At 61.6% G+C, this 26,374-nt stretch carries 22 protein-coding genes, 1 other RNA gene and 1 pseudogene; 18 read left to right on the top strand and 6 right to left on the bottom strand.

Annotated elements, in window-relative coordinates; genetic code table 11:
- Nucleotides 1-30: 30 nt before the first annotated feature.
- The 4 genes from QF039_RS23480 to QF039_RS23465 all read right to left on the bottom strand — a co-directional run bounded on the left by QF039_RS23480 (nt 31) and on the right by QF039_RS23465 (nt 3,477).
- The gene (locus tag QF039_RS23480) at nt 31-612 is read right to left on the bottom strand and encodes a BON domain-containing protein (protein ID WP_003216188.1); all 582 of its coding nucleotides are present in this window, start codon (nt 610-612) and stop codon (nt 31-33) included.
- Nucleotides 609-1,202: a phosphoheptose isomerase gene (locus tag QF039_RS23475; RefSeq protein ID WP_003216190.1), complete on the bottom strand. Its 594-nt coding sequence runs from the start codon at nt 1,200-1,202 to the stop codon at nt 609-611. Before QF039_RS23475 ends, QF039_RS23480 begins: the two co-directional genes overlap by 4 nt.
- A gap of 92 nt (nt 1,203-1,294) precedes the next feature.
- The gene (locus QF039_RS23470) at nt 1,295-1,666 is read right to left on the bottom strand and encodes a YraN family protein (RefSeq protein WP_076014393.1); all 372 of its coding nucleotides are present in this window, start codon (nt 1,664-1,666) and stop codon (nt 1,295-1,297) included.
- Nucleotides 1,666-3,477: a penicillin-binding protein activator gene (locus QF039_RS23465; protein ID WP_307520973.1), complete on the bottom strand. Its 1,812-nt coding sequence runs from the start codon at nt 3,475-3,477 to the stop codon at nt 1,666-1,668. Before QF039_RS23465 ends, QF039_RS23470 begins: the two co-directional genes overlap by 1 nt.
- Before the next feature lie 176 nt (nt 3,478-3,653).
- Here QF039_RS23465 and rsmI point away from each other — a divergent pair, with 176 nt between their 5' ends.
- The 18 genes and pseudogenes from rsmI (at nt 3,654) to lpxC (ending at nt 23,163) form a co-directional block, all read left to right on the top strand.
- A complete protein-coding gene (gene rsmI, locus QF039_RS23460; protein WP_307520971.1) occupies nt 3,654-4,559 on the top strand; it encodes a 16S rRNA (cytidine(1402)-2'-O)-methyltransferase in 906 nt (301 codons plus the stop codon).
- A gap of 95 nt (nt 4,560-4,654) precedes the next feature.
- An RNA gene (gene rnpB / locus QF039_RS23455) (RNase P RNA component class A) lies at nt 4,655-5,008 on the top strand.
- A 355-nt stretch (nt 5,009-5,363) separates the two neighbouring features.
- Nucleotides 5,364-5,819 carry a division/cell wall cluster transcriptional repressor MraZ gene (mraZ, locus tag QF039_RS23450; RefSeq protein WP_003171868.1) on the top strand — a complete coding sequence of 152 codons (456 nt, stop codon included), beginning with the start codon at nt 5,364-5,366 and terminating at the stop codon, nt 5,817-5,819.
- Nucleotides 5,816-6,764, top strand: a pseudogene (gene rsmH, locus QF039_RS23445) (16S rRNA (cytosine(1402)-N(4))-methyltransferase RsmH). Before mraZ ends, rsmH begins: the two are co-directional and overlap by 4 nt.
- Entirely contained in the window at nt 6,761-7,054 is a 294-nt protein-coding gene (gene ftsL / locus QF039_RS23440; protein ID WP_003216203.1) for a cell division protein FtsL, read from the top strand. The pseudogene rsmH and the gene ftsL overlap by 4 nt, the downstream one beginning before the upstream one ends.
- On the top strand, nt 7,054-8,796 hold the full coding sequence (locus QF039_RS23435) for a penicillin-binding protein 2 (protein ID WP_166742205.1): 1,743 nt from the start codon (nt 7,054-7,056) through the stop codon (nt 8,794-8,796). The genes ftsL and QF039_RS23435 overlap by 1 nt, the downstream gene beginning before the upstream one ends.
- Nucleotides 8,796-10,259, top strand: a complete 1,464-nt coding sequence (locus QF039_RS23430; protein ID WP_177008738.1) for a UDP-N-acetylmuramoyl-L-alanyl-D-glutamate--2,6-diaminopimelate ligase — start codon at nt 8,796-8,798, stop codon at nt 10,257-10,259. Before QF039_RS23435 ends, QF039_RS23430 begins: the two co-directional genes overlap by 1 nt.
- A complete protein-coding gene (gene murF / locus QF039_RS23425; RefSeq protein ID WP_307520967.1) occupies nt 10,252-11,622 on the top strand; it encodes a UDP-N-acetylmuramoyl-tripeptide--D-alanyl-D-alanine ligase in 1,371 nt (456 codons plus the stop codon). The genes QF039_RS23430 and murF overlap by 8 nt, the downstream gene beginning before the upstream one ends.
- The gene (mraY, locus tag QF039_RS23420) at nt 11,622-12,704 is read left to right on the top strand and encodes a phospho-N-acetylmuramoyl-pentapeptide-transferase (protein ID WP_008434230.1); all 1,083 of its coding nucleotides are present in this window, start codon (nt 11,622-11,624) and stop codon (nt 12,702-12,704) included. The genes murF and mraY overlap by 1 nt, the downstream gene beginning before the upstream one ends.
- Nucleotides 12,705-12,710: 6 nt before the next feature.
- A complete protein-coding gene (gene murD / locus QF039_RS23415; RefSeq protein WP_307520966.1) occupies nt 12,711-14,057 on the top strand; it encodes a UDP-N-acetylmuramoyl-L-alanine--D-glutamate ligase in 1,347 nt (448 codons plus the stop codon).
- Nucleotides 14,054-15,277, top strand: coding sequence for a putative lipid II flippase FtsW (gene ftsW / locus QF039_RS23410; protein ID WP_003216215.1), 1,224 nt, complete (start codon nt 14,054-14,056; stop codon nt 15,275-15,277). Before murD ends, ftsW begins: the two co-directional genes overlap by 4 nt.
- Complete coding sequence (gene murG, locus QF039_RS23405; RefSeq protein ID WP_134327307.1) at nt 15,267-16,337, top strand: undecaprenyldiphospho-muramoylpentapeptide beta-N-acetylglucosaminyltransferase; 1,071 nt, start codon at nt 15,267-15,269, stop codon at nt 16,335-16,337. Before ftsW ends, murG begins: the two co-directional genes overlap by 11 nt.
- Nucleotides 16,330-17,775, top strand: a complete 1,446-nt coding sequence (gene murC / locus QF039_RS23400) for a UDP-N-acetylmuramate--L-alanine ligase (RefSeq protein WP_003216219.1) — start codon at nt 16,330-16,332, stop codon at nt 17,773-17,775. Before murG ends, murC begins: the two co-directional genes overlap by 8 nt.
- A complete protein-coding gene (locus QF039_RS23395; RefSeq protein WP_307520963.1) occupies nt 17,772-18,728 on the top strand; it encodes a D-alanine--D-alanine ligase in 957 nt (318 codons plus the stop codon). The genes murC and QF039_RS23395 overlap by 4 nt, the downstream gene beginning before the upstream one ends.
- Nucleotides 18,729-18,732: 4 nt before the next feature.
- Complete coding sequence (locus QF039_RS23390; protein ID WP_023659197.1) at nt 18,733-19,599, top strand: cell division protein FtsQ/DivIB; 867 nt, start codon at nt 18,733-18,735, stop codon at nt 19,597-19,599.
- Nucleotides 19,600-19,614: 15 nt separating this feature from the next.
- Complete coding sequence (gene ftsA / locus QF039_RS23385; RefSeq protein WP_003216224.1) at nt 19,615-20,877, top strand: cell division protein FtsA; 1,263 nt, start codon at nt 19,615-19,617, stop codon at nt 20,875-20,877.
- 65 nt (nt 20,878-20,942) lie between these two features.
- On the top strand, nt 20,943-22,139 hold the full coding sequence (ftsZ, locus tag QF039_RS23380) for a cell division protein FtsZ (protein ID WP_003216225.1): 1,197 nt from the start codon (nt 20,943-20,945) through the stop codon (nt 22,137-22,139).
- A gap of 112 nt (nt 22,140-22,251) precedes the next feature.
- Entirely contained in the window at nt 22,252-23,163 is a 912-nt protein-coding gene (gene lpxC / locus QF039_RS23375; protein ID WP_003216227.1) for a UDP-3-O-acyl-N-acetylglucosamine deacetylase, read from the top strand.
- 103 nt (nt 23,164-23,266) lie between these two features.
- On the opposite strand, the gene QF039_RS23370 is transcribed toward lpxC, so the two are convergent.
- Together QF039_RS23370 and QF039_RS23365 are read right to left on the bottom strand one after the other, a co-directional pair.
- Complete coding sequence (locus QF039_RS23370; RefSeq protein ID WP_003216229.1) at nt 23,267-24,772, bottom strand: diguanylate cyclase; 1,506 nt, start codon at nt 24,770-24,772, stop codon at nt 23,267-23,269.
- 51 nt (nt 24,773-24,823) lie between these two features.
- Nucleotides 24,824-26,317, bottom strand: a complete 1,494-nt coding sequence (locus QF039_RS23365) for a sensor domain-containing diguanylate cyclase (protein WP_307520959.1) — start codon at nt 26,315-26,317, stop codon at nt 24,824-24,826.
- Between the last annotated feature and the right edge of the window lie 57 nt (nt 26,318-26,374).

Genomic DNA, 26,374 nt, shown 5'->3' with positions numbered 1-26,374 from the left:
ACGGCGCCCTTTTTTGTGGCTGACGGTAAATCAGTCGATGTATTCGAACAGCTTCACGATCTTCTGTACGCCGGACACACTTTGTACCAGGTTGGCGGCGCGGGTGGCTTCTGCCTGGGTCAGCAGGCCCATCATGTAGACGATGCCGTTGTCGGTGACGATCTTGATCCGAGAGCCGGGAATGGCGCTGTCGGTCAGCATCTGGGTCTTGATCTTGGTGGTCAGCAGGGCGTCGTTGCTGATTGCCAGCAGGGTGATCGGGTCCATCACCTGCAGTTCGTTGTGAACTTTCTTGACCCGCTGCACAGTGGCGGCAGCTTGTTCAGCCTGGGCCTTCAAGTCGGCACGCGGGGTTTGGCCGGTGAGCAGCACCACGCCGTTGAAGCTGACGACCACGATGCGCGACGCGCCGTTGCCCAGGTCTGGAGCGGCCTTGGACACGTTGACGGAAACCTTGGTCTCGATCAGTGAGTCATCGATTTTGCTGCCGAAAGTGCGGGTGCCTTTATCGTCCTGGATGGGCGTGTCGCGGCTCGCTTCGATTACCGAGCTGCAGCCGCTGATGCCTAGGCACAGCGTGATTGCCAATAGGCTAAGGCGTTTAACGGTCATTCTTCACTCCCGAACAGTTGGCTGTCGATCAGATCGCACAGGCAGTGGATCGCCAGCAGGTGGACTTCCTGGATACGTGCGGTGACATTGGCCGGGACGCGGATTTCCACGTCTTCGGGCAACAGCAGCGAGGCCATGCCGCCGCCGTCGCGTCCGGTCAATGCTACGACAATCATTTCACGATCATGTGCGGCCTGGATCGCTTGAATAATATTCGCCGAGTTACCGCTGGTGGAGATCGCCAGCAGGACGTCCCCCGGCTGGCCAAGGGCGCGGATCTGTTTGGAGAAGATTTCGTTGTAGCTGTAGTCGTTGGCGATCGAGGTGATCGTCGAGGTGTCGGTGGTCAGGGCGATGGCCGGCAGGCTCGGGCGCTCACGCTCGAAGCGGTTGAGCAGCTCGGAGGAGAAATGCTGGGCATCGCCGGCCGAACCGCCGTTGCCGCACGAAAGCATTTTGCCTTCGTTGAGCAAGGCGTTGACCATGACCTGACTGGCTTGCTCGATGTGCGGTGCAAGTACGTCCATCGCCTGTTGCTTGGTATCGATACTGGCCTGGAAAAGCTGGCGAATTCGGGATTGCATGTCCATCTGTGTGACCTTAAGTAGCGCGGCTGTTTGGCACAGGAATGTGCAGCCCGCAAAGCAAAGAGCAAAAGTGTGCGGTGTAGATGTCCGGCGAATCAGCTGTCAAAGGCATCTTGCAGCCAGTTCAGATCGGCTGTTCCCCGGGGAGTGCTTTCTATGGCAACCACATCGAAACGGCAGGGATGATCGGCCCAGCGACGCTCCTTGAGCAGGAAAAACTGCGCGGCGAGTATCAACTTCTGGCGCTTGCGCCCGTCGATACTGGCGAGCGCGCCACCCCATTGTGCGTGTTTTCTGTAGCGGACTTCGACAAATACTACTGTATCGCCGTCAAGCATGACCAGATCAAGCTCGCCGCGTTTGCATAACCAGTTCTGCGCCAGGAGGCGCAGACCTTGTTGTTGCAGGTACTCGAGAGCTTGAAGTTCGGCGTCCTTGCCGCTTTGTGCGCTTGACCGCTCGGGCATCAGCGCGGGGTATCAGGCAGGCGCTGGATCTCGCCACCGACGAACTTCGCCCATGGCATCTGGCGGTCGACACGCTGGCTGGCGCTGACGCCCAGGTTGCCCGACAGGCCGTCGACACGAGTGTCCGGCAGTGCCTTGAGCTGCCCCAGGCGCGGCGCCAGGCGGTAGGCATCCACACCCATCGCATAAAGACGGCCAAGGCTGCCGTTGGCTTGTGGCCATTGGGCAGCGACCTGGTTGCGCAGCGGATCGGTGGTGTTCAGCAGCCAAGGGGTTTCGCAGAACATCACGTTGGTCATGTCCAGGTACTGGTTCTTGTCGCCACTGGCGCTGAACACGTGGGACGTCGCATACACCGGCACGTCGCCAGCGTATTGGAAGTTCAGGGTCGGCTTGATCTGCTGGGCCAGTTGCGGAGTCACGGCCAGGAAGATGAACTCAATGTCCTGGCGGCGCGATGGCTGGGCGGAAACATCCGAACCTACCGTGCTTTGCAGGCTCTTGGCGCGGCCTTCGCTCTTGCGCAACTGGAACAGGTCGGCAATCTGCTGGGCCAGGGCTACCGGCTGGTCAACGTACTCGACGCCCACCACGGTGCCGCCATTGGCTTCCCAATCCTGACGGAATGCCTTGTAGACGCGCTCGCCCCATTCGCCTTTCGGCACCATGGCGGCGGCGCGGTGCAGGCCATCGGCGCGAGCACGACGGGACACTTCACGGGCTTCGTCTTCAGCGGCCAGGCCAAACTGGAACAGTTGCGCCGGGTTCTGGTCGGCTTCGCTGTAGTTCAGGGCCAGGGTGGTGATCGGCAATTGCGGGCGTGCGCTGAGTTGCTTGACCAGCGGTTTCTCCAACGGGCCGACCACCAGTTGCACGCCGGCGGCCTGGGCCTTGGCGTAGAAGTCGTCGATGGAGGTCAGGCGCGAGCTGTCGTAGAACTCGATCACCGGCGGCTTCTGCCCGGCTTGTTCAGCCTGGTAGTGCGCGGCCATGAAGCCTTCGCGCAGCGCCTTGGCAACGCCGGCCAGCGGACCTTCCTGCGGCAGCAGCAGGGCGATCTTGTTCAGCGGCTGGCTGGCCAGTTCCTTGAGCTTGGTCAGCGGCTGCGGCAATTGCGAAGCTGCCGGGTGGCCAGGGTTCTGGGCGCGCCAGGTGTCGATGGCCGCCTGCTGTTGCTCCAGAGTACCGGCGCCCTTGACTGCCTGGGCCAGGCTGATCCAGCCGTCCAGCGTCGGGTTGCCGCTGGCTTGCAGTTGATCGGCAGGCAAGGCGGCAATCAGTGCCCAGATGGCTTCGTGGTTGTTGTTGTAGGCATCGCCCGTCAGCAGCGGGGCCATGGCGACGCGCTCGCGGGCGGCGGCCAGGGTCTGGCCGTCGGCCTCATAGGCGCGGGCATGCACGGTGCCCGTGCGGATCTGCTGTTCAGGCGGCAGTTCCTTGAGGCTTTGCAGGCTCGGGTGATTCAAGGCCGTCAACGCTGCCTTGGGCTGGTTGCGGGCCATCGCCAGTTCAGCCGACAGGGTGCTGGCAAATACCTGCGCCGCCGGTTTCAGGACATCCAGTGGCACCTGGGCAAGAATCTGCGCCGAGCGTCCCGGATTGTTTTGGTGGAACGCCAGGTCAGCCGCACTCAAGCGCAACAGCGCGGCTTTTTCCGGAGTCTTGGCCGAAGTCGCCTGTTCGAGCAGTTGCTCGATGCTGGCATCCGGAGTCCGGGGGAGGTCGCCAAGGCTGGACGAGGGCGAGCTGGCGCAAGCCGCCAACAGGGCAGCGAGGCAGAGGGCAGAGAACAGCCGCAGGCAAGCGATCATGTAAGTGTTCCTGATACCGATCAAATTAGCGTGGAATTGTACCCAAGCACTGGCCGGGGCGCGATGTTACTGGCGTGAAACCGTCTATTTAGGTCGTGTAAATGTTGCAGGACCCAATAGGCGGCTGAAATCGAACCCGCCCCGAGGGCATATATTCAAGGCGTCTACGCGCTACAATGTGGCTTTTGCCAACCATCGAGGTGTGCGTTTTGACTGCTCCAGGTCCTTTGAATTCCACTGCAGGCTCGCTTTTTGTCGTGGCGACGCCCATTGGCAACCTGGACGACATCAGTGCGCGTGCGCTGAAAGTGTTGCGCGACGTAAAACTGATCGCGGCTGAAGACACTCGGCACTCCCAGCGGTTGATGCAGCATTTCGGTATTCCGACCCCCTTGGCCGCCTGTCACGAACACAACGAGCGTGAAGAAGGCAGTCGTTTTATCACTCGTTTGCTGGCGGGTGATGACGTGGCGTTGATCTCGGATGCGGGTACGCCGCTGATTTCCGACCCTGGCTATCATCTGGTTCGCCAGGCGCGGGCGGCTGGTATCAATGTAGTGCCTGTTCCGGGAGCGTGCGCGCTGATTGCTGCATTGTCTGCTGCCGGCTTGCCGTCGGACCGGTTTATCTTCGAAGGCTTCCTGCCTGCCAAGGCCGTCGGGCGCCGGGCGCGCCTGGAACTGGTAAAGGAAGAGCCACGCACGCTGATCTTCTACGAAGCCCCGCACCGCATCCTTGAGTGCCTGCAGGATATGGAGCTGGTGTTCGGCGGCGATCGCCTGGCACTGCTGGCGCGGGAAATCACCAAGACCTTCGAAACCCTCAAGGGCTTGCCGCTGCAGGAACTGCGCGAATTCGTGGAAGGCGACAGCAATCAGCAGCGCGGCGAGTGCGTGGTGCTGGTAGCCGGCTGGTCGGCGCCGGAAAGCGAAGATGTCGTGGGCAGCGAGGCAATGCGCATTCTTGACCTGCTGCTCAAGGAGATGCCATTGAAGCGCGCCGCTGCATTGGCCGCGGAAATAACCGGCGTACGCAAGAACGTCCTGTATCAAGTGGCGCTGGATAAACAAAAGGGCGAATAGTTCCGGGTTCCAGCCTGCACTCCGTCTGAACATGATGGCATTAGTGTCTTTTAATACTTGTTCTAACGCCGCCGTGCCGTTAACCTGCGCGGCGGAGAGTCGATTGGACAGTCGCTGCCCTCTATGAAAATTAGAGGGGGGAGGAAAGTCCGGGCTCCATAGGGCGAAGTGCCAGGTAATGCCTGGGAGGCGTGAGCCTACGGAAAGTGCCACAGAAAATAACCGCCTAAGTACTTCGGTACCGGTAAGGGTGAAAAGGTGCGGTAAGAGCGCACCGCACGACTGGCAACAGTTCGTGGCTAGGTAAACCCCACTTGGAGCAAGACCAAATAGGGTCCCAAGGCGTGGCCCGCGCTGGGACCGGGTAGGTTGCTAAAGATGTCCAGTGATGGCCATCGTAGACGAATGACTGTTCAAGACAGAACCCGGCTTACAGATCGACTCTCCACCTTTTTTCCTTCTGTCCGAATCTCGGGCAGGAACCTGGTAGTAACGCGAGAATCCCTCCCTGCTGAATCGTCAGCAGATGCGTCTTCGTAATACCGAAAAAATCTTACTCTTAATAAATTACTTTAACTTTAAGCCTTAGCTCTTTGAGCTATTTGGTGTTGTTGAGTCAAAATCGCCGTCAAACTCTCGTTTCTCCTCCCTTTACCTTCCTAAATCTCCGTTCTGTAAGGCTTTTCCTTGAATCCGCGCCTTGACGGTGTGGTGGGCGCATTCCTATAGTGTGCGCAAGTGGCGGAAAGTGGCACAAAGTGGGTTTTTTGAACGTAAAACGCTAAAATTTGGAGAAACGCATCTGTGTTTCGCGGAGCTAACGCTATCAGTCTCGATGCAAAAGGCCGTCTCGCCATGCCGAGCCGGTATCGTGACGAGCTCATTTCGCGAAGTTCCGGGCAATTGATCATCACCATCGATGCCGTTGATCCCTGTTTATGTGTGTACCCGCTCGATGAGTGGGAGCTGATTGAAACCAAGTTGCGTGCACTGCCTTCACTGCGTGAAGAGAACCGCCGCCTGCAACGCTTGCTGATTGGTAATGCCGTCGACCTCGAACTCGATGGCAGTGGTCGTTTCCTGGTTCCACCGCGTCTGCGCGAATACGCCAAATTGGACAAGCGCGCGATGCTGGTAGGCCAACTGAACAAGTTCCAATTGTGGGACGAAGATGCCTGGGATGCTGTTTCTGCAGCTGACCTGGCTGCTATTCAACAACCGGGCGCCATGCCTGATGAACTGCGTGATTTGATCCTGTGACTATTGATAGCGGCTTTAACCACATCACCGTACTGCTTGACGAAGCCGTTGAGGCTCTCGCCGTACGCGCGGATGGCTGCTATTTAGATGGCACCTTCGGCAGGGGCGGGCACAGTCGGCTGATCCTCAGCCAGCTGGGTCCGGACGGTAAGCTCCTCGGGTTCGACAAAGACCCTCAAGCGATTGCCACCGGGCAAGCGCTAGCGGCCGAAGAACGGCCGCTTTGTCGTTGTGCAGCGCAGCTTTGCCGAGCTCGGTGCAGAAGTCGCCGAACGTGGCATGGCGGGCAAGGTGGCCGGGGTTCTGCTGGACCTGGGCGTGTCTTCCCCACAGCTGGACGACCCTGAGCGCGGCTTCAGTTTCATGAACGACGGCCCGCTGGACATGCGCATGGACCCAAGCCGTGGCATCAGCGCCGCGCAGTTCATCGCTACCGCTCCCCACGAAGAAATCACCCGTGTGTTCAAGGAATACGGCGAAGAGCGCTTCGCTGGCCGCATGGCGCGTGCCGTGGTCGAACGCCGGGAAATCCAGCCGTTCGAGCGCACGGCCGACCTGGCTGAAGTGCTGAAAGTCGCCAACCCTGCATGGGAAAAGGGCAAGAACCCGGCAACCCGTGCGTTCCAGGGCCTGCGTATTCACGTCAACAACGAATTGGGCGACCTGGAAGCCGGCCTCGAAGCCGCCCTGGAAGCCCTGGAAGTGGGCGGTCGCCTGGTGGTGATCAGCTTCCACTCCCTGGAAGACCGCATCGTCAAATTGTTCATGCGTCGCCTGGTCAAGGGCGAGTCCGACAACCTGCCGCGCAACCTGCCGGTGCGTTACGAAGCTTTTGTGCCGAAAATCAAAATCCATGGCAAAGCGCAGTTCGCTTCCGAAGCCGAACTCAAGGCCAACCCACGTGCCCGTAGCGCTGTCATGCGCGTTGCGGAGAAGTTGCGGTGAGCAAGCTTTTCGCCAAGCCCCTCCCGGGCGGCAGCTTCTTTATGTTGCTGCTATTTGTTGGCGTGCTGGTGTCCGCGATTGCGGTGTCCTACAGCGCCCATTACAACCGCCAACTGCTCAATACCCTGTACGGGGAGTTGAGCGTGCGCGACAAGGCGCAGGCGGAGTGGGGCCGGTTGATCCTCGAGCAAAGTACCTGGACGGCCCACAGCCGCATCGAAGTGCTGGCCACTGAACAACTGAAGATGCACATCCCGGGCGCTGCAGAAGTTCGCATGGTGGCGCCATGATGAAACTCGAGGGCGCACTCTACCCGTGGCGTTTCCGCGTAGTGCTGGGGTTGCTGGCACTGATGGTGGGCGCGATTGCCTGGCGGATTATCGACCTGCAAGTGGTGGACCGTGACTTCCTGATCGGCCAGGGCGATGCCCGTAGCCTGCGGCATATCCCGATTCCTGCACACCGCGGCCTGATCACCGACCGTAACGGCGAGCCCCTGGCCGTCAGTACCCCGGTGACCACCCTGTGGGCCAACGCCAAGGAAATGCAGACCGCCAAGGACAAATGGCCGGAACTGGCTGCCGCCCTGGGCCAGGACCCGAAAGCCCTGAGCGAACGCCTCGAAGCCCAGGCCAATAAAGAATTCATCTACCTGGTTCGCGGGCTCACCCCCGAACAAGGCCAGCAAGTACTCGACCTTAAAGTCCCCGGTGTCTACGGCATCGAGGAATTTCGGCGTTTCTACCCGGCCGGCGAAACCACCGCCCATATGGTGGGTTTCACCGACATTGATGATCACGGTCGCGAAGGCGTGGAACTCGCCTACGACGAATGGCTGGCCGGGGTTCCCGGCAAACGACAGGTCATCAAGGATCGGCGCGGCAGACTGATCAAGGATGTCCAGGTCACCAAAAACGCCAAGGCCGGTAAGCCCTTGGCGTTGTCGATTGACCTGCGCCTGCAATACCTGGCCAACCGTGAGCTGCGTAACGCGATCATCGAGAACGGTGCGAAAGCCGGCAGCCTGGTGATCATGGACGTGAAGACCGGCGAGATTCTCGCCATGGTCAACCAGCCGACCTACAACCCGAATAACCGTCGCAACCTGCAGCCGGCGATGATGCGCAACCGCGCCATGATCGACGTGTTCGAGCCGGGTTCGACCATGAAAGCCATTTCCATGAGTGCCGCCCTGGAAACCGGGCGCTGGAAACCGGCCGATAAGGTCGAGGTTTACCCGGGCACATTGCAGCTGGGCAAATACACCATTCGTGACGTGTCGCGCACCGAAGGTCCGGTGCTGGATTTGACAGGTATCCTGATCAACTCCAGTAACGTGGGCATGAGTAAAGTCGCCTTCGATATCGGCGGCGAAGCCATCTACCACCTCGCGCAGAAAGTCGGCCTGGGGCAACCCACCGGCCTGGACTTCCCGGGCGAACGTGTGGGCAACCTGCCGAACTACCGTGACTGGAAAAAAGCCGAGACCGCCACGCTTTCCTACGGTTATGGCCTGTCGGTAACAGCCATCCAACTGGCCCACGCCTTCTCGGTGCTGGCCAACAACGGCCGCATGGTGCCGCTGAGCCTGATCCACCTGGACGAGGCGCCGCCTGCGACCCAGGTGATCCCGGAAAACGTCGCGAAGACCATGCAAGGCATGCTGCAACAAGTGATCGAAGCACCGCGTGGCGTGTTCCGTGCCCAGGTGCCGGCGTATCACGTGGCAGGCAAGTCCGGTACCGCGCGTAAAACCGCCGTGGGCACCAAGGGCTACGCCGAAAACTCCTACCGCTCGCTGTTCGCAGGTTTCGGCCCGATGAGCGATCCGCGCTACGCCATCGTCGTGGTGATCGATGAGCCGAGCAAAGCCGGTTACTTCGGTGGCCTGGTATCGGCGCCGGTGTTCAGCAAGGTGATGTCCGGGACGTTGCGCCTGATGAACATCACGCCGGACAACCTGCCGGCTACCCAACAAGCGAACGCCGGCCCGCCGGCCGCTGCTGTAAAAGCCAATGGAGGGCGCGGCTGATGTCTCTGAGCCTGAACAAGATTTTTGCCCACGCCGGCCGCGATCTGCTGATTCGCGAGTTGACCCTGGACAGCCGTAATGTGCGTGCCGGCGACCTGTTCCTGGCAGTGCCGGGTGGCAAGTTCGACGGCCGTGACCATATCGCCGACGCGCTGCAACGCGGCGCTGCGGCAGTAGCCTATGAAGTGGAAGGCGCCACCGTGCTGCCGATCACCGACGTGCCTTTGATTCCGGTCAAGGGCCTGGCTGCGCAATTGTCGGACATCGCCGGGCGCTTTTATGGCGACCCGAGCCGCACCCTGAACCTGGTGGGCGTGACCGGTACCAACGGCAAGACCAGCGTGACCCAACTGGTCGCCCAGGCGCTTGACCTGCTGGGTCAGCATTGCGGCATCGTGGGCACCCTGGGCACCGGATTCTACGGCGCGCTGCAAAGCGGGCTGCACACCACGCCTAACCCGATTGCCGTGCAAGCGACCCTGGCCGACCTGAAAAAGGCCGGTGCCAAGGCGGTTGCCATGGAAGTCTCGTCCCACGGTCTGGACCAGGGGCGCGTGACTGCCCTGGCGTTCGACGTGGCGGTGATGACCAACCTGTCCCGCGATCACCTGGATTACCACGGGACCATGGAGGCCTACGCCGCCACCAAGGCCCGGCTGTTTGCCTGGAATGACCTGAAGTGCCGGGTGGTCAACCTGGACGACGAATTCGGTCGCCAACTGGCCGCCGCCCAAGGCGACGGCCGCCTGATCAGCTACAGCCTGGAAGACTCCAGCGCCTACCTGTATTGCCGTGAAGCCACCTTTGATGACGAAGGCGTGCGCGCCACGCTGGTTACGCCTCAGGGCGAGCACCATTTGCGCAGCACGTTGCTCGGGCGTTTCAACCTGAGCAACGTGTTGGCCGCTGTGGGTGCCTTGCTCGGCCTGGATTACGCCCTCGACGAAATCCTGCGGGTGTTGCCGAAGCTCGAAGGCCCGGCCGGTCGCATGCAGCGCCTCGGCGGCGGCTCCCAGCCGCTGGTGGTGGTCGATTACGCCCACACGCCGGACGCCCTGGAAAAAATCCTGCAGGCCCTGCGCCCCCACGCCAAGGGTAAATTGCTGTGCCTGTTCGGCTGTGGCGGTGACCGCGATCGCGGCAAGCGCCCGCTGATGGCGGAAATCGTCGAGCGCCTGGCCGACGGTGTGCTCGTGACTGACGACAACCCGCGCAGCGAAGACCCAAGCCAGATTTTCGATGACATTCGTGTCGGCTTTAAAGATGCGTCCAAGGCGACGTTCGTTGCCGGTCGCGGTGCAGCCATCGCCCAATTGATCGCCGGCGCAAGTGCTGACGACGTGGTGGTGCTGGCCGGTAAAGGCCACGAGGACTATCAGGAAATCAACGGCGAACGCCACGCCTTCTCCGATCTGGTCGAGGCTGATCACGCCCTGACCGCGTGGGAGGTGGCCCATGCTTAAGCCGCTTAAATTCAGCGAACTGACCCAGGCCTTGTCGGCGCGCGTGCTGTCGGCTGATTGCAGCTTTGATGGCGTCAGCATCGACAGCCGGACGATCAAGCCCGGGCAACTGTTTGTCGCCTTGGCCGGCCCGAGTTTCGATGGCCATGACTACCTGAATGACGTCGCTGCCAAAGGCGCTGTCGGCGCTCTGGTGCAGCGCGAAGTCGCTGACTCGACGCTGCCACAATTGCTGGTCGCCGACACCCGCCTGGCCCTCGGCCAACTGGGGGCGCTGAACCGTGCCGCCTTCACCATGCCTGTTGCGGCGATCACCGGTTCCAGCGGCAAGACCACGGTCAAGGAGCTGCTGGCCGGCATCCTGCGCACGCGCGGCCCGGTCCTGGCGACCCGTGGCAACCTGAACAATGACTTCGGCGCTCCGCTGACCCTGCTCGAACTGGCCCCGGAACACACGGCGGCCGTTATCGAGCTGGGTGCTTCGCGCATCGGCGAAATCGCTTACACCGTGGCCATGACCAAGCCTCACGTCGCGGTGATCAGCAACGCCGGTACCGCCCACGTCGGCGAGTTTGGCGGCCCTGAAAAGATCGTCGAAGCCAAGGGCGAAATCATCGAAGGCCTCGACGCATCCGGCACTGCCGTGCTGAACCTCGATGACAAGGCCTTCGAAACCTGGCGCGTACGTGCCGCCGGTCGCAAGGTTTTGAGCTTCGCGGTGCACAACGCCGCTGCCGATTTCCATGCCTCGAATATCAAGGCCGACGCCCGTGGCTGCCCGTCCTTCACCCTGCATACCCCGCAAGGTGACGAGCACGTACAGCTGAACCTGCTGGGCAACCACAACGTCGCCAATGCCCTGGCTGCCGCCGCCGCCGCCCACGTGCTGGGCGTGTCGTTGTTTGGCATCGCCACCGGCCTTGGCGCCGTGCAACCGGTCAAGGGCCGCACCGTCGCGCAACTGGCCAGCAACGGCATGCGCGTGATTGATGACACCTACAACGCCAACCAGTCCTCGATCTGTGCCGCCATCGACCTGCTGACCGGTTTCGCCGGTCGCAAGGTGCTGGTACTGGGGGATATCGCCGAGCTGGGCGAGTGGGCCGAACAGTCTCACCGTGAAGTCGGCGCGTACGCAGCCGGCAAGGTCGATGCCCTTTACGCCGTTGGCCCGAACATGCTGCACGCCGTGGACGCCTTCGGGCCGGGCGCCAGGCATTTCGCCAGCCAGGCCGAACTGATCCAGGCACTGAGTGCGGCTGAACAAGACAAACACACCACTATTTTGATCAAGGGATCGCGCAGCGCGGTGATGGAAAACGTCGTCGCGGCCTTGTGTGGCTCAAGTACGGAGAAACATTAATGCTGCTGCTGCTGGCTGAGTATCTGCAACAGTTCCACAAAGGCTTCGCGGTCTTTCAGTACCTGACCCTGCGCGGGATCCTGGGTGTGCTGACCGCGCTGTCGTTGTCGCTGTTCCTCGGGCCATGGATGATCCGTACCCTGCAAAACCTGCAGATTGGCCAGTCGGTACGCAACGACGGCCCGCAGTCGCACCTGTCCAAATCCGGCACCCCGACCATGGGCGGTGCGTTGATCCTGTCGTCCATCGGCATCAGTACGCTGCTGTGGGCTGACCTGCATAACCGTTATGTCTGGACCGTGCTGCTGGTGACCCTGCTGTTCGGCGCCATCGGTTGGGTAGATGACTACCGCAAGGTGATCGAGAAGAATTCCAAGGGGCTGCCAAGCCGCTGGAAGTATTTCTGGCAGTCGGTGTTCGGCCTCGGCGCGGCGATCTTCCTGTTCATGACTGCGCCAAGCGCGGTGGAAACCACCCTGATCATCCCGATGCTCAAGGACGCCAGCATTCCACTGGGCGTCGGCTTCGTGGTGCTGACCTACTTCGTGATCGTCGGCTCCAGCAACGCGGTCAACCTGACGGACGGCCTCGACGGCCTGGCGATCATGCCGACGGTGATGGTGGGCGGTGCCCTCGGCATCTTCTGCTACCTGTCGGGTAACGTGAAATTCGCTGAATACCTGCTGATCCCTTATGTACCGGGCGCGGGCGAACTGATTGTGTTCTGCGGTGCGTTGATCGGTGCGGGCCTGGGCTTCCTGTGGTTCAACACCTACCCCGCACAAGTCTTCATGGGCGACGTCGGCGCACTGGCGCTGGGCGCGGCCCTGGGCACTATCGCGGTGATCGTCCGCCAGGAAATCGTCCTGTTCATCATGGGCGGTGTGTTCGTGATGGAAACCCTGTCGGTGGTGATCCAGGTTGCCTCCTTCAAATTGACCGGGCGCCGCGTATTCCGCATGGCGCCGATTCACCACCACTTTGAACTCAAGGGCTGGCCTGAGCCGCGGGTGATTGTCCGTTTCTGGATTATCACCGTGATTCTGGTTCTGTTCGGCCTTGCCACCCTGAAACTGAGGTAGAAACGAGTGTCCCTGATCGCTTCAGACCACTTCCGCATCGTTGTCGGCCTCGGCAAGAGCGGCATGTCCCTGGTTCGCTTCCTGGCGAACCGGGGCACGTCGTTTGCCGTGGCCGATACGCGGGAAAATCCACCGGAGCTGGTCACGCTGCGCCGTGACTACCCGCACGTGGAAGTGCGTTGTGGCGAGCTGGATGTCGAGTTTCTGTGCCGTGCCGATGAGCTCTACGTGAGCCCCGGCCTGGCCCTGGCGACCCCGGCCCTGCAAGCGGCGGCGGCCCGTGGCGTGAAGTTGTCCGGCGACATCGAGCTGTTCGCGCGTAACGCGAAGGCGCCGATCGTGGCCATCAGCGGTTCCAATGCCAAAAGTACCGTGACCACCCTGGTGGGCGAGATGGCGGCTGCGGCCGGCAAGCGCGCGGCCGTGGGCGGCAACCTCGGCACGCCGGCGCTGGACCTGCTCAACGACGACGTCGAGCTGTACGTGATGGAGCTGTCGAGCTTCCAGCTGGAAACCACTGACCAGCTCAACGCCGAAGTGGCCACCGTGCTCAACGTCAGCGAAGACCACATGGACCGCTACAGCGGCCTGCCGGCGTATCACCTGGCCAAGCACCGGATCTTCCGTGGCGCGCGGCAAGTGGTGGTAAACCGTCAGGATGCCCTGAGCCGTCCGCTGATCGGCGAAGGTCTGCCGTGCTGGACCTTCGGCCTGAACAAGCCTGACTTCAAGGCCTTCGGCCTTCGGGAAGAGAACGGCGAGAAATACCTGGCCTTCGAATTCCAGAACCTGATGCCGGTGCGCGAACTGAAAATCCGTGGTGCCCACAACCAGGCCAACGCCCTGGCGGCGCTGGCGCTCGGTCACGCAGTTGGCTTGCCGTTCGACGCCATGCTCTCGGCCCTGCGCAGCTTTGCCGGCCTTGAGCATCGCTGCCAGTGGGTTCGCGAGCTGGATGGCGTTGGCTATTACAACGATTCCAAGGCCACCAACGTCGGTGCGGCACTCGCTGCCATCGAAGGTTTGGGTGCCGACATTCAAGGCAAGGTCGTGCTGATTGCCGGTGGCGACGGCAAGGGTGCCGACTTCAAGGACCTTAAAGGCCCGGTCGCCGCCAACTGCCGCGCCGTGGTGCTGATGGGCCGTGATTCCGGCTTGATCGCCGATGCCCTGGGCGACGCCGTACCGCAGGTGCGCGCGCAGTCCCTGGACGATGCCATTGCCCAATCCAAAGCCTTGGCTCAGCCGGGCGACGTGGTGCTGCTGTCGCCTGCCTGCGCCAGTTTCGACATGTTCAAGAACTACGAAGAGCGCGGCCAGCTGTTCGCCCGCGCCGTGGAGGCCTTGGCATGAGTATCAATTTCCGTAACATCATCAAGCCGTACCCGTCGCCGATCATTACCGGGCGCGGTATCGACCTTGATTTCCCGATGCTTGCCGGTTGCCTCGCGCTGCTGGGCCTGGGCCTGGTGATGATCACCTCGGCCTCCTCGGAAGTGGCCGCGGTGCAATCGGGCAACACCCTGTACATGATGATCCGTCACCTGGTGTACCTGGTGATCGGTCTCGGTGCCTGCATCGTCACCATGATGATCCCGATTGCCACCTGGCAGCGCCTGGGTTGGCTGATGCTGGTGGGCGCCTTCGGCCTGTTGGTGATGGTGATCCTGCCCGGCATCGGGCGTGAGGTGAACGGTTCGATGCGCTGGATCGGCTTCGGTGCGTTCAACGTGCAGCCCTCGGAAATCGCCAAGGTGTTCGTGGTGATCTACCTCGCTGGCTACCTGGTGCGGCGCCAGAAAGAAGTACGCGAAAGCTGGATGGGCTTCTTCAAGCCGTTCATCGTGCTGCTGCCCATGGCCGGCCTGTTGCTGATGGAGCCGGACTTCGGTGCCACCGTTGTAATGATGGGCGCGGCGGCGGCGATGCTGTTCCTCGGCGGCGTCGGCCTGTTCCGCTTCACCTTGATGGTGGTGCTGGCGGTGGCCGCCGTGACCATTCTGGTGCAGGCGCAACCCTACCGGATGGCCCGTCTGATTACCTTTACCGACCCGTGGTCCGATCAGTTCGGTTCCGGCTACCAGTTGACCCAGGCGTTGATCGCCTTTGGTCGCGGCGAGTGGCTGGGCGTGGGCCTGGGCAATAGCGTGCAGAAGCAGTTCTACCTGCCGGAAGCCCACACCGACTTCGTGTTCTCGGTACTCGCCGAAGAGCTGGGTGTGGTCGGTTCGCTGTGCACCGTCGCGCTGTTCGTGTTCGTGTGTGTTCGCGGCATGTACATCGGCTTGTGGGCCGAAAAGGCCAAGCAATATTTCGCCGCCTACGTGGCGTACGGCTTGTCGTTCCTGTGGATCGGCCAGTTCCTGATCAACATCGGGGTGAACGTCGGCCTGCTGCCGACCAAGGGCCTGACCTTGCCGTTCCTCAGTTACGGCGGCAGCTCGTTGGTGATTTGCTGCGCCTGTCTCGGGTTGTTGCTGCGTATCGAGTGGGAGAGTCGGACCCACCTGGGCAGCGAAGAGATGGAGTTCAGCGAAAGCGACTTCGCCGAGGAGCCGAACCATGGGCGCTAACGTGCTGATCATGGCAGGCGGCACCGGTGGCCACGTGTTCCCGGCGCTGGCCTGTGCCCGCGAATTCCAGAACCGCGGCTACAGCGTGCATTGGCTCGGTACGCCGCGCGGCATCGAAAATGATCTGGTACCGAATGCCGGCTTGCCGCTGCATTTGATCAACGTCACCGGCTTGCGTGGCAAGGGCAAATTGTCCCTGCTGAAGGCGCCGTTCGTGTTGCTCAAGGCCGTGTGGCAAGCGCGCAAGGTGATCCGCGAAGTGAAGCCGGTATGCGTGCTGGGCTTTGGTGGCTACGTGACCGGCCCGGGCGGTGTTGCGGCAAGACTCGCCGGCGTGCCAGTGATCGTCCACGAGCAGAATGCCGTGGCCGGCACTGCCAACCGCCTGCTGGTGCCCTTGGCTGCACGGGTATGCGAGGCGTTTCCGAAGACCTTTGGTGCCGCGGACAAGTTGCGTACCACCGGCAACCCGGTGCGTACCGAACTGTTCATGGACATCGCCCGCCAGCCATTGGCCGGTCGCAAGGCGCACCTGTTGATCCTGGGCGGAAGCCTGGGCGCCGAACCGTTGAACAAATTGCTGCCTGAAGCGGTGTCACAACTCCCCGTGGAGCTGCGCCCGGAGATCTTCCATCAGGCCGGCAAGAACCACGATGAAGTGACCGCCACGCGTTATCGCGATGCGGGTGTGGAGGCGAATGTGCAGCCCTTCATCAAAGACATGGCCCAAGCCTATGGCTGGGCCGACCTGGTGGTCTGTCGCGCAGGTGCGTTGACCGTCAGTGAACTGGCCGCCGCCGGTCTGCCGTCCTTGCTGGTGCCTTTGCCCCACGCGATCGACGATCACCAGACCCGCAACGCCGAATATTTGGCCGGGGAGGGCGCTGCCTTCCTGCTGCCGCAAAGAACGACTGGCGCCGCCGATTTGGCCGCACGCCTGACCGAGGTTTTGATGCAACCGGAACGACTGAACAGCATGGCGAGCACCGCAAGCCGCCTGGCCAAACCTGACGCAACCCGCACCGTGGTCGATATCTGCCTGGAGGTGGCCCATGGTTGAGAATCAGAAAGCCATGCCGCAACCGGAAATGCGCCGCATCCGTCGCATCCACTTCGTCGGTATCGGCGGCGTGGGCATGTGCGGGATCGCCGAAGTGTTGCTGAACCTGGGTTACCAGGTGTCCGGCTCCGACCTGAAAATGTCGCCGGTCACCGAGCGCCTGGAATCGTTTGGCGCAAAAATCTTTATCGGCCACCGCGCCGAGAACGCTGCCGAAGCCGACGTGCTGGTGGTCTCCAGCGCTGTGAACACCTCCAACCCGGAAGTGGCCACCGCCCTTGAACGCCGCATTCCCGTAGTGCCGCGTGCCGAAATGCTGGCTGAGCTGATGCGCTACCGCCACGGCATCGCCGTCGCCGGTACCCACGGCAAGACCACCACCACCAGCCTGATCGCCTCGGTGTTCGCCGCCGGTGGCCTGGACCCGACGTTCGTCATCGGTGGCCGCCTGAATGCAGCCGGCACCAATGCACAACTGGGGACCAGCCGTTACCTGATCGCCGAAGCCGATGAAAGCGACGCCAGCTTCCTGCACCTGCAACCGCTGGTGGCCGTGGTGACCAACATCGACGCCGACCACATGGCGACCTACGACGGTGACTTCAACAAACTGAAGAAAACCTTCGTCGAGTTCCTGCACAACCTGCCGTTCTACGGTCTGGCCGTGGTGTGCCTGGACGATCCGGTGGTGCGCGAAATCCTGCCGCTGGTGAAGCGTCCGACCGTGACCTACGGCTTCAGCGAAGACTGTGACGTGCGCGCGATCAATGTGCGCCAGCAAGGCATGCAGACTTTCTTCACCGTGCTGCGTCCTGACCGCGAGCCGCTGGATGTCTCGGTAAACATGCCGGGCAACCACAACGTACTCAACTCCCTGGCGACCATCTGCATCGCCTCCGACGAAGGCGTCAGCGATGAAGCCATCGTCGAAGGCCTGTCGGGTTTTGCCGGCGTGGGCCGTCGCTTCCAGGTCTACGGCGAACTGCCGGTGGACGGCGGCAACGTGATGCTGGTGGACGACTACGGTCACCACCCGACCGAAGTGGCAGCGGTGATCAAGGCCGTACGCGGTGGCTGGCCGGAACGCCGCCTGGTGATGGTGTACCAGCCGCACCGCTACAGCCGTACCCGCGACCTGTACGACGATTTCGTCAATGTGCTGGCGGATGCCAACGTGTTGCTGCTGATGGAAGTCTACCCGGCCGGTGAAGAACCGATCCCGGGTGCCGACAGCCGCAAGCTGTGCAACAGCATCCGTCAACGCGGCCAGTTGGACCCGATCTACATCGAGCGTGGTGTGGACCTGGCGCCGATCGTCAAGCCGCTGCTGCGTGCCGGCGACATCCTGCTGTGCCAGGGTGCCGGTGACATCGGTGGCCTCGCCCCTAAATTGCTGGCAAGCCCGCTGTTTGCCGCCGCACAGGGGAAGTCGAAATGACCACTGACTACGGCTCCCTGTTCTCGACCATTCAACCTGCCGACTTCGGCCGGGTTGCGGTGCTGTTCGGTGGCAAGAGCGCTGAGCGTGAAGTGTCGCTGAAGTCCGGCAATGCCGTGCTGGAAGCGCTGCAAAGTGCCGGTGTGAATGCGTTCGGCATCGACGTGGGAGATGACATCCTGTCGCGCCTGCAGGCCGAGAAGATCGACCGCGCCTTCATCATTCTTCACGGCCGTGGCGGTGAAGACGGCAGCATGCAGGGCCTGCTGGAGTGCCTGGGCATTCCGTATACCGGCAGCGGCATCCTCGCTTCCGCCCTGGCCATGGACAAGTTGCGCACCAAGCAGGTGTGGCACAGCCTGGGTATTCCGACCCCGCGTCACAGCGTGCTGTGCAGCGAAGACGATTGTATTTCTGCAGCCAAGGAACTGGGCCTGCCTTTGATCGTCAAACCAGCCCATGAAGGCTCCAGTATCGGCATGGCTAAAGTGAACTCAGCCGCCGAATTGATTGACGCATGGAAAGCGGCCAGTACCTACGATTCGCAAGTGTTGGTGGAACAGTGGATTCAAGGTCCCGAGTTCACCATCGCTACTCTGCGTGGCCAGGTATTGCCGCCCATCGCATTGGGCACGCCCCACACCTTTTACGACTACGACGCCAAGTATGTGGCCTCCGATACCCAGTACCGGATCCCGTGCGGCCTCGACGCAGCCAAGGAACAGGAATTGATGGACCTCACGGCGAAAGCCTGTGAGGCGCTGGGTATCGCCGGTTGGGCGCGGGCAGACGTGATGCAGGATGACCAGGGGAACTTCTGGTTCCTGGAAGTCAACACTGCACCCGGGATGACCGACCACAGCCTGGTACCCATGGCCGCTCGTGCCGCCGGCCTGGATTTCCAGCAGTTGGTGCTGGCGATCCTGGCAGCAAGCATAGAGCCACGAGGCTAAGACCATGAACGGCGCATCGCTTCGTCATCAGCAACCCGCTCCCGGCCGCAAGCCGGTGCCGCGTGGTGCCAGCCGAATGGTGGCTAAAGAGCCGATGTCGGCGCGCATGCCGAAAGCCAACTTTGGTTTTCTCAAGGCGCTGTTCTGGCCGGTGATCCTGGTGGCCCTGGGGTTTGGTACGTATGAAGGCGCCCAGCGCCTGCTGCCGTATGCCGACCGGCCGATCACCAAGATCAGCGTGCAGGGTGACTTGAGCTACATCAGCCAGCAAGCCGTGCAGCAGCGAATCGCCCCGTTTGTGGCGTCGAGCTTCTTCACCATCGACCTGGCAGGCATGCGCTCCGAGCTGGAACAGATGCCATGGATTGCCCACGCCGAAGTACGTCGCGTGTGGCCGGATCAAGTGACGATCCGCCTGGAAGAACAACTGCCCGTGGCCCGTTGGGGTGATGGTGCGCTGTTGAACAACCAGGGCCAGGCGTTTGCACCTCGCGAAGTGGCGAATTACGAGCACCTGCCGCAGTTGTTCGGACCGCAGCGGGCGCAGCAGCAAGTGATGCAGCAGTACCAGGCGTTGAGCCAGATGCTGCGGCCGTTGGGCTTCTCGATTGCGCGACTGGAATTGCGCGAGCGGGGCAGCTGGTTTTTGACCACGGGTGCAGGCAGTTCCGGCCCGGGCATCGAGTTGTTGCTGGGACGCGGCAATCTGGTGGAAAAGATGCGCCGTTTTATCGCCATCTATGAAAAGACCTTGAAAGAACAGATTACGAACATTGCGAGCATCGACCTGCGTTACGCCAACGGCCTTGCCGTCGGCTGGCGGGCCCCTGCGGCGCCCACGGCAGCGCAACCTGCTGTCGCGAAGAATTAAGAAGAGGCAGGACCCATGGCAAACGTGCAAAGCGGCAAAATGATCGTCGGTCTGGATATCGGCACCTCCAAGGTGGTGGCGCTGGTAGGCGAGGTCGCGGACGACGGCACGCTGGAAATCGTCGGAATCGGCACGCATCCGTCCCGGGGCCTGAAGAAGGGCGTGGTGGTGAATATTGAATCCACCGTGCAATCGATCCAGCGCGCCATCGAAGAAGCGCAGCTGATGGCCGGTTGCCGGATTCACTCGGCATTTGTCGGCGTTGCCGGCAACCACATCCGCAGCCTGAATTCCCACGGCATCGTGGCGATTCGCGACCGCGAAGTCAGCTCGGCCGACCTGGAGCGGGTACTCGACGCAGCGCAAGCCGTGGCGATCCCGGCTGACCAGCGCGTGCTGCACACCCTGCCGCAGGACTACGTGATCGATAACCAGGAAGGCGTTCGCGAGCCCCTGGGCATGTCGGGCGTACGTCTGGAAGCCAAGGTTCACGTGGTGACCTGCGCCGTCAACGCTGCACAGAACATTGAAAAATGCGTGCGCCGCTGCGGCCTGGAAATCGACGACATCATTCTGGAGCAGTTGGCTTCGGCTTACTCGGTACTGACCGACGACGAAAAAGAACTGGGCGTGTGCCTGGTGGACATCGGCGGCGGCACCACGGACATCGCGATCTTCACCGAGGGTGCGATTCGTCACACCGCGGTGATCCCGATTGCCGGTGACCAGGTGACCAACGACATCGCCATGGCGTTGCGCACACCGACCCAGTACGCCGAAGAAATCAAGATCCGTTACGCCTGCGCCCTGGCCAAGCTGGCCGGTGCCGGTGAAACCATCAAGGTGCCAAGCGTGGGCGACCGTCCACCGCGCGAACTGTCGCGCCAGGCATTGGCCGAAGTGGTCGAGCCGCGCTACGACGAACTGTTCACCCTGATCCAGGCTGAACTGCGCCGCAGCGGCTACGAAGATTTGATTCCGGCCGGCATCGTGCTGACCGGTGGCACCTCGAAGATGGAAGGCGCGGTCGAACTGGCCGAGGAAATCTTCCACATGCCGGTCCGCTTGGGCGTGCCCCATGGCGTGAAAGGCCTGGGCGACGTAGTGCGCAACCCGATTTATTCCACCGGTGTGGGCTTGCTGTTGTACGGGCTGCAAAAGCAGACCGACGGCATTTCCCTGTCGGGCCCGAGCAACCGCGACAGCTACAGAAGCGACGACGAAGCGAAAGCGCCGTTGTTCGAGCGGTTGCAGGCTTGGGTGAAAGGCAATTTCTAAAGATTTACCGCAACACCGTTTCAAGTAGTAGGCGAAAAAACTAGAGAAATGAAAGGAGAGGGAAAATGTTCGAACTCGTAGACAACATCCCCGCAAGCCCGGTCATCAAAGTGATCGGCGTCGGCGGTGGCGGCGGCAACGCTGTCAACCACATGGTCAAGAGCAACATTGAAGGCGTTGAATTCATCTGCGCCAACACTGACGCCCAGGCCCTCAAAAGCATCGGTGCACGCACCATCCTGCAATTGGGCACAGCCGTGACCAAGGGCCTGGGTGCCGGCGCGAATCCGGAAGTCGGCCGTCAAGCCGCCCTGGAAGACCGCGAGCGCATCGCTGAAGTGCTGCAAGGCACCAACATGGTGTTCATCACCACGGGCATGGGCGGTGGTACCGGTACCGGTGCTGCGCCGATCATTGCCGAAGTGGCCAAGGAAATGGGGATCCTGACGGTTGCCGTCGTGACCCGTCCATTCCCGTTCGAAGGTCGCAAGCGCATGCAGATCGCCGATGAAGGCATCCGTCTGCTGTCCGAAAGCGTCGACTCGTTGATCACCATTCCCAACGAGAAGCTGCTGACCATCCTCGGCAAGGACGCAAGCCTGCTGTCTGCGTTTGCCAAGGCTGACGATGTACTGGCCGGTGCCGTTCGCGGTATCTCCGACATCATCAAGCGTCCGGGCATGATCAACGTCGACTTTGCCGACGTACGTACCGTGATGAGCGAAATGGGCATGGCGATGATGGGCACTGGCTGCGCCAGCGGTCCGAACCGTGCACGTGAAGCTACCGAAGCGGCCATCCGCAACCCGTTGCTGGAAGACGTGAACCTGCAAGGCGCACGCGGCATCCTGGTGAACATCACCGCCGGTCCTGACCTGTCCCTGGGTGAGTACTCCGACGTGGGTAGCATCATCGAAGCCTTCGCTTCCGAGCACGCCATGGTCAAGGTCGGTACCGTTATCGATCCGGACATGCGCGACGAACTGCACGTGACCGTTGTTGCGACCGGCCTGGGTGCGAAAATCGAGAAGCCTGTAAAGGTCATCGACAACACCGTCCATACCAGCCACGCCAGCCAGCAAGCTGCCGCTCCAGCGCCTTCGCGCCAGGAACTGCCGTCTGTGAACTATCGTGACCTGGATCGTCCGACCGTGATGCGCAACCAGGCTCAGGCCGGTGCTGCTGCATCCCGCAGCCCGAATCCGCAAGATGACCTGGACTACCTGGACATCCCGGCTTTCCTGCGTCGTCAGGCCGATTAATGGAATGTATCAGGGCTATGAAGGTGATTGGTGTTCAGCAAAGGTCTGGTCTGCTATTATCGCCAGCCTTTGTTGATACCAGTTCGCAATTTGCGCTGAAGCGGTCCAAGCCATGATTAAACAACGCACCCTGAAGAATATTATCCGTGCCACAGGTGTAGGTCTGCACTCCGGGGAGAAGGTATACCTGACCCTCAAGCCCGCACCTGTCGACACCGGCATCGTGTTTGTTCGTGCCGACCTGGACCCTGTGGTGCAGATACCTGCTCGCGCGGAAAATGTTGGCGAAACCACGATGTCGACCACGTTGGTCAACGGTGACGTCAAAGTGGACACGGTGGAGCACTTGCTCTCGGCCATGGCCGGTCTGGGCATCGATAACGCCTACGTCGAGCTCTCCGCGTCCGAAGTCCCGATCATGGATGGCAGCGCCGGACCCTTCGTATTCTTGATTCAATCTGCCGGCCTGGAAGAACAGGACGCAGCCAAGAAGTTCATTCGCATTCTGCGGGAAGTGACAGTAGAAGACGGCGACAAGCGCGCCACCTTCGTCCCGTTCGAAGGCTTTAAAGTGAGCTTTGAGATCGATTTCGATCACCCGGTATTCCGTGACCGCACCCAAAGTGCAAGCGTGGATTTTTCCAGCACTTCGTTCGTAAAAGAAGTCAGCCGCGCCCGTACCTTTGGTTTCATGAGTGACATCGAGTACCTGCGCAAGCACAACCTCGCACTCGGCGGCAGCGTTGAAAACGCCATTGTGGTCGACGCGGATGGTGTACTGAACGAAGACGGCCTTCGCTATGAAGACGAATTCGTGAAGCACAAGATCCTCGATGCAATCGGTGACCTCTACCTGCTGGGCAATAGCCTGATAGGCGAGTTCAAAGGCTTCAAGTCTGGCCACGCCCTGAACAACCAACTGCTGCGCAAGCTGATTGCACAGACAGATGCCTGGGAAGTCGTGACCTTCGAAGATGCCAGCACCGCACCGATCTCTTACATGCGTCCCGTCGCGGCGGTGTAAGTAACAACTCTCTTTCCTTTTGTTTTTAAAGGCCGCCTTCGGGTGGCCTTTTTTTTGATCGTTCCCACGCTCTGCGTGGTAACGCCTCCTGTGACGCTTCGCGTCACGGCTTTAAAGCGCCGGCATCAACAACGCGATTACGCCCGGTATGCTTGGCCTCATACAGCGCCTGGTCGGCGTTGAGCAGTAATTCCTCCAGCGTGGTGCGGCTGTTTTTGGTCCAGGTACTGAGGCCGATGCTGACGGTAATCGGCACCGTATCCCCGCCCACTCGCGGCAGGTGTTCGACACTGCTGCGGATATGTTCAGCAATCACGCGTGCACCCTGGCTGTCGGTATGCGGCAGCACCACTGCAAATTCTTCCCCGCCATAGCGAGCAGCGAGGTCAGCCGGGCGGCGGATATTGCCCTCGATCACCTGCGCCACCGTGCGCAGTGCCTCGTCACCACCTTGATGACCATGTCGGTCGTTGAACGCCTTGAAGTGGTCCACGTCAATCATCAGCACCGTCAACGGCTCGGCCGAACGCTGGGCGCGGTCCCATTCCAGGCGCAGGCGCTGGTCCAGGGTGCGGCGGTTGGCCAAGCCGGTGAGCGCGTCGGTGGCTGCCAGTTCTGACAGCACCTGTTCGGCACGGTGGCGCCTGCGCAGTTCCATGCAGAGCATCCAGGTCAGCCACAAAAGGCCGATGCACAAAATCCCGGTAGCGCCGCTGATCACCAGTGCTGCGCGCTTCCAGGGGGCGAATATGTCATTCGTGGACAGCCCCACGACGACGATCAGCGGTAGATCGCCCACCGTTGAGAACGTATACAGGCGGTGCTCCTCATCCACACTGGAGGTGCCGCGAAAGTTGCCGTCGCGCTCGTGCAATATGCGCGCGACGTTGGGCCGCTGGCTGAGGTCCTTGTCGATCATGTCCCGTTCCAGCAGCGGCTGCTGGGCCAGCAGGATGCCTTGCCGGTTGATCAGGTTGATGGTGCTGTCGCTGCCGATATTCAGGCTGCGGAACAGTTGCTGAAAGTACGACAGGCGCATGGTGGCCACGGCCACGCCGAGGAATCGCCCATCCGGCCCGGAAACCCGGCGGCTGAATGCGATACGCCATTGGTCGTCACACACGCAGCGCGCCGTGAAGGGCCGGCTGATGAACAGGCCCAGGTCGGGATTCTGCCGATGGGCCTGGAAGTAGTCGCGGTCGGCGAAGTTGGCGGATTTGGGCGTCTGCAGGGCTGAGTCGGCGATCACGTTGCCATCCTTGTCCAACAACAGGATGTCGCCTTTGTAGGGCGCCGCTTCCGAACGGTCGAACAGCACCAGGTGACGGATGCCGGCCGATACCCCAGCCAAATCAGTGCGTTCGGTGGCGGCGATCAGGCCTTTGATCGACAAGTCGTACAGCTCGACGTTGCGCAGCACGTCGGCGTCGATCAGTTGGGTGATGTTATTGGCCGTGCGCTGGGCCGCCTGCAACGTGTTGGCGTGTTCGCGAATCAGCAGCACCGCGACCACCAGCATGATCAGCAGCACCGTGACGCAACTGCCGATGATCAGCAGCAGCTCCGGGCGGTGGGTGGGGCGGGGCGGGCGGGTAGTGCCTGGGCTCATCGGGCGTACTTCTGCTTCGAGGATGCCCTTAGCGTAGTTGCTGATAACGGCTTATGTGGCCTGGCTGTGAACGATGCGGTTGCGCCCGGAATGCTTGGCGTCATACAGCGCCCGATCGGCACTCAGCAGCAGCTCTTCCAGCGAGCCACGGCTGCGTTTGTCCCAGGTACTGAGCCCGACGCTGACGGTGACCGACAGCGCGTCGCCGTCCGCCGGTGGCAAGTGTTCCACCGCACTGCGGATATGTTCGGCGATGGTGCTCGCACCCTCGCCGTCGGTATCCGGCAGGATCACCGCGAACTCTTCGCCGCCGTAGCGCGCGGCCAGGTCGGCGGGGCGACGAATATTGCTGCCGATGACCCGGGCCACGTTGCGCAAGGCCTCGTCGCCTCCCTGGTGACCATGGCGGTCGTTGAAGGCCTTGAAGTGGTCGACATCAATCATCAGCAAGGCCAGTGGCTCGCCTGAGCGTTGCGCGCGCTCCCATTCCAGGCGCAGGCGCTGGTCGAGGGTGCGGCGGTTGGCCAGGCCGGTGAGGCCGTCGGTGGCTGCCAGTTCCGACAACACCTTCTCGGCGCGATAGCGGCGGCGCAGTTCCAGGCGCAGCATCCAGGTCAGCCACAACAGCCCCACACACAGTACGCCGGTGGCGCCACTGATCAGCAGGGCGGAGCGCTTCCAGGCGGCAAACACGTCATCGCTCGACAACGCCACCACCACAATCAGCGGCAGCGCGCCGACGCTGGTGAAGGTGTACAGCCGTTGCGCGCCACTGATGGCGGAGATGGCGCTGAAACTGCCGCTGCCTTCGCGCAGCATTCGCTTGAAGTTGGGCCGCGCGCTCAAGTCCTTGTTGATCATGTCTCTTTCCAGCAGCGGCTGCTGGGCCAGCAGGATGCCGTCGTTGTTCAGCAGGTTGATGCTGCTGCCGCTGCCGATGGTCAGGCTATTGAACAGCTGGTCGAAATACGCCAGGCGCATGGTTGCCACCGCCACACCGGCAAACTCGCCATTGGGTCCGGGCACCCGGCGGCTGAAGGCGATGCGCCAGACTTGATCGCAGTCGCAACGAATCTTGAAGGGCCGACTGATGAACAGCCCGGCATCGGGGTTCTGCTGGTGGATCTGGAAATAGTCGCGATTGGCGAAGTTGCGGGGTGTGGGCGCCAGCGTGGAAGAGTCGGCGGTGACCGCGCCGGTTTTGTCCAGCAGCAGGACTTCGCCTTTGAAAGGGGCGGCCGTGGACTGGTCGAACTGCACCATATGCAGGACTTCGGCGGAAACCTGGGGCAGGTCATCGCGAGTGGTTGCGGTGATCAGGCCGTTCAGCGCCAGGTCGTAGAGCTCGACGTTGCGCAGCACATCGGCATTGATCAGTTGGGTGATATTGCTGGTGGAGCGCTTGGCTGCCTGCAAGGCGCTGGCGTGTTCGCGGATCAGCAGTACGGCAACGATGACCACGATCAGCACGACAGTAAGGCCACTGCCCAGAATCAGCAAAAGCTCCGGGCGTGCAGGCAGGGTGAAGGCGCGGCGTTGACTCATGGGACTGGCTTCGGCACTCAAGATGCTGGCAGTTTAGTTCCATGCTGTGAAAAATAA

The organism is Pseudomonas sp. W2I6 (assembly GCF_030815935.1).
Taxonomy (GTDB): domain Bacteria; phylum Pseudomonadota; class Gammaproteobacteria; order Pseudomonadales; family Pseudomonadaceae; genus Aquipseudomonas.
This window is presented reverse-complemented; position numbering and strand designations above follow the sequence as displayed.

What these genes read in the sequence shown, in the direction of transcription:
- QF039_RS23480 (WP_003216188.1), bottom strand. Translation starts at nt 612, where the DNA reads ATGACCGTTAAACGCCTTAGCCTATTGGCAATCACGCTGTGCCTAGGC.
- QF039_RS23475 (WP_003216190.1), bottom strand. Translation starts at nt 1,202, where the DNA reads ATGGACATGCAATCCCGAATTCGCCAGCTTTTCCAGGCCAGTATCGAT.
- QF039_RS23470 (WP_076014393.1), bottom strand. Translation starts at nt 1,666, where the DNA reads ATGCCCGAGCGGTCAAGCGCACAAAGCGGCAAGGACGCCGAACTTCAA.
- QF039_RS23465 (WP_307520973.1), bottom strand. Translation starts at nt 3,477, where the DNA reads ATGATCGCTTGCCTGCGGCTGTTCTCTGCCCTCTGCCTCGCTGCCCTG.
- rsmI (WP_307520971.1), top strand. Translation starts at nt 3,654, where the DNA reads ATGTGGCTTTTGCCAACCATCGAGGTGTGCGTTTTGACTGCTCCAGGT.
- QF039_RS23435 (WP_166742205.1), top strand. Translation starts at nt 7,054, where the DNA reads ATGAAACTCGAGGGCGCACTCTACCCGTGGCGTTTCCGCGTAGTGCTG.
- QF039_RS23430 (WP_177008738.1), top strand. Translation starts at nt 8,796, where the DNA reads ATGTCTCTGAGCCTGAACAAGATTTTTGCCCACGCCGGCCGCGATCTG.
- murF (WP_307520967.1), top strand. Translation starts at nt 10,252, where the DNA reads ATGCTTAAGCCGCTTAAATTCAGCGAACTGACCCAGGCCTTGTCGGCG.
- mraY (WP_008434230.1), top strand. Translation starts at nt 11,622, where the DNA reads ATGCTGCTGCTGCTGGCTGAGTATCTGCAACAGTTCCACAAAGGCTTC.
- ftsW (WP_003216215.1), top strand. Translation starts at nt 14,054, where the DNA reads ATGAGTATCAATTTCCGTAACATCATCAAGCCGTACCCGTCGCCGATC.
- murG (WP_134327307.1), top strand. Translation starts at nt 15,267, where the DNA reads ATGGGCGCTAACGTGCTGATCATGGCAGGCGGCACCGGTGGCCACGTG.
- murC (WP_003216219.1), top strand. Translation starts at nt 16,330, where the DNA reads ATGGTTGAGAATCAGAAAGCCATGCCGCAACCGGAAATGCGCCGCATC.
- QF039_RS23395 (WP_307520963.1), top strand. Translation starts at nt 17,772, where the DNA reads ATGACCACTGACTACGGCTCCCTGTTCTCGACCATTCAACCTGCCGAC.
- QF039_RS23390 (WP_023659197.1), top strand. Translation starts at nt 18,733, where the DNA reads ATGAACGGCGCATCGCTTCGTCATCAGCAACCCGCTCCCGGCCGCAAG.
- ftsA (WP_003216224.1), top strand. Translation starts at nt 19,615, where the DNA reads ATGGCAAACGTGCAAAGCGGCAAAATGATCGTCGGTCTGGATATCGGC.
- ftsZ (WP_003216225.1), top strand. Translation starts at nt 20,943, where the DNA reads ATGTTCGAACTCGTAGACAACATCCCCGCAAGCCCGGTCATCAAAGTG.
- lpxC (WP_003216227.1), top strand. Translation starts at nt 22,252, where the DNA reads ATGATTAAACAACGCACCCTGAAGAATATTATCCGTGCCACAGGTGTA.
- QF039_RS23370 (WP_003216229.1), bottom strand. Translation starts at nt 24,772, where the DNA reads ATGAGCCCAGGCACTACCCGCCCGCCCCGCCCCACCCACCGCCCGGAG.
- QF039_RS23365 (WP_307520959.1), bottom strand. Translation starts at nt 26,317, where the DNA reads ATGAGTCAACGCCGCGCCTTCACCCTGCCTGCACGCCCGGAGCTTTTG.